The sequence below is a fragment of the Veillonella dispar genome (genome assembly GCF_937975875.1).
In the GTDB taxonomy this organism is placed as follows: Bacteria; Bacillota; Negativicutes; order Veillonellales; family Veillonellaceae; genus Veillonella; species Veillonella dispar_B.
Genome location: NZ_CALJSP010000064.1, coordinates 1 through 5,419, shown reverse-complemented (window position 1 = coordinate 5,419; position 5,419 = coordinate 1). Strand labels below are relative to the sequence as shown.

Here is a 5,419-nt window from a genome sequence, read left to right as displayed (position 1 = left end):
GGCCAGCGGCACACCGGAGAGCGCCTGCAGCGCCTCGGCAAAGTGGCCGACGTGGTAGATCGTTCTACTTCCATATACATAGCAGGAGTAGCATCATTCCAAACTGTAGCATATTGAATTGGTTTGTAATCAGAATATGGCTTATACATAATGAAGAATCGTATCAATTTATAATTAATTTGATGACGATTAGCTAACTCTTCCGGTTTTAATTCTCTCACCATAATACCTTCACGATAGCTTTTACCATCATAAATATAAATGGCATCATTATCAGGGCCATAATAGGTTAAATCACTTGATTTTAACGTTTGGAACGTGAATCCATTAATAGTTATCGGTTTTGTTTTTGAAAGTATTTGTTTTGCAGGCTCAATTGAAGGTAGTACATAATTAACTAATGGTGACATTAGCTCTTTATACACGTACTCCTGATCATGTGTCTTTAATAGTTCCAGTTCCTTTTTCTTAATCAAATCATAACTAATATGATAAGACAGCGAAGGATCAGCTTTCACACCAAAGTTAATAGCTCCTTCTAAAGCTCCACTTTTAGTCTGCCCAATCTCCCATGTAGCATTTCTAACAGTAGGATACGAGAACGAATTTTCCTTAGACTGGCTTTCACTATTCTTACGAATAGTATAATGTATATTTCCTTCAATTAAGCGGAAATTTCCTTTTTGAACCTCTGTAGTTAATGGATCCCCTTTTATAGTTTTACCAAATTGGCTACTCTCTGGTACAGTAAATTTAATATTTGCCCCATTATCCTTAAGAATAAAAACAGAAGAAGACTGCTTTGTAGAATGATACAATTCTTTTGTAAAGTATAATAACTCATCTAGTGTCCATTTTTTAGACTCATTATTGTTATATTCATCTCGTATCTGATTAGCTATAATATTTTCAGTCTTTTGGACTTCATTATCAGTCTTACGATAGTTCTGATATGCATCCTTTGATATTGTAGGATCTGCACCTGGTATATTGATATCAATTGCTTGGCTTCCCAATGTCACAAAACTAAAACATAGTGTCGCCAATAACGCACGTTTCATCATAAACTCTCATCCTTTCACATACTCCCTCAAATAGTATATATGTATAGAATATCATATTTTAGTTGACATTTAGTAGTACAATATAAGTATAGAAACAAGGAGATGATACATATGAAGTTTACAAAACGTATGATTGTCATGACATTTTTAGCCGTGACTGCTGCAGTATCCACAGGATTTGCTTATGATTATGTATGCAATGGATCACAAGTAAATTGCAATACAAATGCTCAATATAATTGTAATGCAGATACTCAATACAGTTGTAATACAAACACACAATACAACTGTAATAATAACACCGTTTGTAACAATACTAGCCAAAGTTATTGTGGTCAAAATTCTAATGCTAGAGGATGTGGCGGATATAAAAGATAATATGGTAAATACACCAAAAGCCTATAGTACAAAAATGTACTATAGGCTTTTATAAGTTTATAACAAGAATACTATTTAATGCATCAATGTACTGATAAGACACAATTTAAAGCTACACTGGTATTAAGAGTTCATACGGTTAAAGTATTCAATTGCTTGTCGTGAGAATTCAACGAATGTATTCCCATAAGAGTATGGTCCTAATTCATATGGTTGGTATACAAGCCCTATTGCTCCTTTACCTTTTAAGTAGTAGTTATCAGAAACGTATTCTACATTCCAGTTAGGTAGTAGGTCTGCTTTTTTATGACCTTCACTATAGAAGCGCAATATACCAGAATTAATGCCTCTCTCTATTTGTTGCGGATTAGCAATTTTTACATAGTTATATAGTGGAATTCGTTGGCCCGTAATCTTGTTATATACTAAGCCTTTAGTGTTATACATACCATGTGCACTACCAGCGTGATAATAATAGGTAGTTAACAAAATAGATACTACTTGAGCATCTTCATAGGTAACTTTATAATTTTGTTTTACTTGGTACGCATGTTGATCGTAATAGATTGATTTAGCATATAAAACATAGTTAGCAATATCTGTATTAATCGCTTTTTGTGCAAACATATTATTGGTATATACCAATGGATATTTTAATTCCATGTTTACATCGGATTGGCTACCTGTAACAACAGTTGCATACGTAGGTACCGCCAACATAACACCTAACATAGAGGTCATACATAGCTTTTTAAAGATTCCCATAATACTGTCTCCTTTTAACAAACACCTTTAAATAGGTTCATTACTGTATTAGTTCTACAAGCTATGATAAAACCCCTCTTTTACTATTTCACTTTTCTGATAATTTATTCATTATATAAAATAGCCAAAACTATCTACTATTTCACACTAAAGTGTTAGGAAGAACTCCGCCTAATACAGCAATAATAAGTCCAAGTGCAATCATCCAAATTGATATAAACCTTAAAACAAAGGATGTATGTGTGTAGATTTGTATATTAAATTGATTATAATCAATAGCACCTTTAATCACCTTATCGCCTACTTTTTTCATAACTGCATCTAGTACAAAGGGATCTTCTGTAACAGACAGTCTATAGGTACCTGGCCCCGCATCAAAGGTATATAATTCCATTCTAGAGTGAGTAATGCCATTAACTCGGACGCGCATAATAGATAAAAATAAAGGAATTGTCCTTCCCGTTTTTTCATCAACTACATTAAAACCAAATTCGCCAATAGGCGCCTTTGTAAACATTTTTCCACTAAGCCATAGGCCATAAGTACCTGCTCGCTCTAACGTAAAAGTTCCTTCTTTATTTACATAAGGCATTTCATAGAGCATCTTAGCTCTACCAAAGCGAATCGTGTATTTAATACCTAAATAAAACAAACAAAGTCCTAAAGGTATCAACAGATAAAATAACTGTTCCATTACCTACTCCTCCTCTATTCTCCCGCTTTTACACAACACGATATGTATTTTCAATATATCATACTTTCACCATACAAAAAAGGACCCTCCAAAGAGAGTCCTTAGTCTGTATTGTTATGCTATTAAGCGTTTTTAGCTACTTCAACAAGTTTAGCGAATGCTGCTGCATCGTTAACTGCCAAGTCAGCCAACATTTTACGGTTAACTTCAACGCCTGCTTTAGTCAAACCAGCGATGAAACGGCTGTAAGTTGTGCCATTGATGCGAGCCGCTGCGTTGATACGAGCGATCCACAATTGACGGAATTCGCGTTTTTTCGCACGACGGTCACGACGAGCGTAGTACAACGCTTTCATTACTGTTTCGTTAGCTTTTTTGAACAAACGGGAACGTGTACCGCGGTAACCTTTAGCTAATTTTAAAATCTTTTTATGACGTGCATGAGCTGTAACGCCCTTTTTCACTCTTGCCATTGTATATTCCTCCTAAATTACGATATATCGATCTAATAGTTAACGATTAAGCGTATGGTAAGCATTTAGCTACGCGTTTGTGGTCAGCTTTTGCAACCAATGTAGCTTTACGCAAATTACGTTTACGAGCTGGAGATTTTTTCTCAAGAATGTGGCTTTTGAAAGCTTTTGCACGCTTGAATTCACCAGTACCAGTTACTGCGAAACGTTTAGCCGCTGCGCGACGAGTTTTAATTTTTGGCATAATTATAATCCTCCCAAAACATTATTTACTTACTAAAATCATGGTCATGTTACGACCTTCTAATTTAGCTGCTTTTTCAATAGACGCTGTTTCTTTGAGTTCTTCAGCGAAACGTGTCAATACTGCCATGCCTAGTTCTGGATGTGAAAGTTCACGACCGCGGAACATGATAGTTACTTTTACTTTGTTACCTTCACCCAAGAATTTGGATGCGTTTTTCATTTTTACGTAAAAGTCATGGTCTTCAATATGTGGACGTAACTTAACTTCTTTTAAAGTTACGATTTTTTGTTTCTTCTTCGCTTCTTTCTCGCGTTTTTGTTGTTCATAACGATATTTACCGTAGTTCATAATGCGAGCTACTGGTGGTTTAGCGTTAGGTGCAATTTCCACAAGATCAAGATGCTTTTCTTCAGCCAATGCCAACGCCTCACGGCCAGACATAATGCCGATTTGTTCGTTTTCAGGACCTACGACACGAAGTTCACGAGCACGAATCTCTTCATTAATGCGTGGTGTATCCTTGCTAATAGCGTTCACCTCCAAGAGAATAAAAAAAACGGACGGCAAACACCATCCGAATAGAGTTCTCTATATTAACCTCATACTTCTCGGTATTAGGTGAGTGGCGGATGGCCTCTGCTTCATAAATTACTTAATTATAATAACAAATCGACTGGTGAAAGTCAACAAAAAATATTGAGCTTTTAACAATGAATTTGTTATTACAACTCTTATAGTATAACAGACATTATAAGTTCTGTATATAGGTATACTTACTGACACCATTCTCTCTTTATGTATACAATATTCTTATAAATTATACAGCTAATTCTATAGAAAATACGATACAATAATATTTATAGAATAGTCTAGCTTATATAGTGTACTTTATAGGATAGTGTACTTTATAGGATAGTCTAGCTTATATAGTTTACCTTATTTATTATTATACAGTAATAGTTATGATACAAATTGAAAGGAGTTTTATTATGAGTATAACAACTACTGCCCCTCCTCAAAAGGCGCGTACAACTGCTCAAAATATTGGACTTATTTTATCTTTCATTGTTCTAGGTGGCATTTTATTATTACCTACACCAGAAACATTATCTACCGGTGGTCATCGTATGATCGGTGTACTCGCCTTTGCCATTATCTTGTGGATGACATCAGCTGTTTCCTATCCAGTAAGTGCTACCATGATTACTGCACTTACCGCTTTACTATTAGGATTCTCACCGAATCCCGAAGCACCTGCTAAGGCGATGGGCACAGCCAATGCCTTGAAGCTTATCATTTCTGGTTATTCTTCACCAGCCATGATTCTTGTAGGTGCTGCTATGTTTATCTCTGTAGCTATGCGTAAAACGGGTCTAGATCGTCGTATTGCCATGTTAGTATTGTCTAGCGTTGGTACTAAGGTAAGTCGTATTTACTTAGGTGTTATTATTACAGGTCTTATTCTTGCCTTTTTCGTTCCAAGTGCAACGGCTCGTATTGCCTGCTTAGCACCAATCATTATCGGTATTGTTGAAAACTTAGGTATTGAACGTAAAAGTCGCGTAGCAGCTCTCCTCATGGTAGGTGCTGTACAGGCCGATACATTTTGGAATATTATGATCCAAACGGCTGCTGCACAAAATCTTGTAGCCGTAGGCTTTATACAAACTCAGATGAATACATCCATCAGTTGGATAGATTGGCTAACTGCAGCAGCTCCATTCTCTATTATTATGGTCATCATCGCCTACTTCTTAACACAAGTATTAATTAAGCCTGAGTTCAAAGAGCTTGTAGG

General features: G+C 35.8%; 8 protein-coding genes. 2 read left to right on the top strand and 6 right to left on the bottom strand.

Features of this window, described 5'->3' with window-relative positions; all coding sequences use genetic code 11:
* Positions 1-1,064: hypothetical protein (locus Q7P05_RS03270; protein ID WP_303930427.1), on the bottom strand; the 1,064-nt coding region annotated here is incomplete at its 3' end.
* A 111-nt stretch (positions 1,065-1,175) separates the two neighbouring features.
* Between Q7P05_RS03270 and Q7P05_RS03265 the strand changes: the two genes are divergently transcribed.
* Complete coding sequence (locus Q7P05_RS03265) at positions 1,176-1,442, top strand: hypothetical protein (RefSeq protein ID WP_303930425.1); 267 nt, start codon at positions 1,176-1,178, stop codon at positions 1,440-1,442.
* A gap of 123 nt (positions 1,443-1,565) precedes the next feature.
* Here Q7P05_RS03265 and Q7P05_RS03260 read toward each other — a convergent pair whose 3' ends face one another.
* The 5 genes from Q7P05_RS03260 to infC all read right to left on the bottom strand — a co-directional run bounded on the left by Q7P05_RS03260 (position 1,566) and on the right by infC (position 4,158).
* Positions 1,566-2,207 carry a DUF4163 domain-containing protein gene (locus Q7P05_RS03260; protein ID WP_303930423.1) on the bottom strand — a complete coding sequence of 214 codons (642 nt, stop codon included), beginning with the start codon at positions 2,205-2,207 and terminating at the stop codon, positions 1,566-1,568.
* Between the two features lie 142 nt (positions 2,208-2,349).
* Complete coding sequence (locus Q7P05_RS03255; protein WP_303930420.1) at positions 2,350-2,901, bottom strand: hypothetical protein; 552 nt, start codon at positions 2,899-2,901, stop codon at positions 2,350-2,352.
* Between the two features lie 122 nt (positions 2,902-3,023).
* Positions 3,024-3,374: a 50S ribosomal protein L20 gene (rplT, locus tag Q7P05_RS03250; RefSeq protein ID WP_005376311.1), complete on the bottom strand. Its 351-nt coding sequence runs from the start codon at positions 3,372-3,374 to the stop codon at positions 3,024-3,026.
* Between the two features lie 46 nt (positions 3,375-3,420).
* Positions 3,421-3,618: a 50S ribosomal protein L35 gene (gene rpmI / locus Q7P05_RS03245; RefSeq protein WP_004696338.1), complete on the bottom strand. Its 198-nt coding sequence runs from the start codon at positions 3,616-3,618 to the stop codon at positions 3,421-3,423.
* 21 nt (positions 3,619-3,639) lie between these two features.
* Complete coding sequence (infC, locus tag Q7P05_RS03240) at positions 3,640-4,158, bottom strand: translation initiation factor IF-3 (protein WP_005386139.1); 519 nt, start codon at positions 4,156-4,158, stop codon at positions 3,640-3,642.
* 452 nt (positions 4,159-4,610) lie between these two features.
* Between infC and Q7P05_RS03235 the strand changes: the two genes are divergently transcribed.
* On the top strand, positions 4,611-5,419 hold an 809-nt coding region (locus Q7P05_RS03235; protein WP_303930417.1), incomplete at its 3' end, for an SLC13 family permease.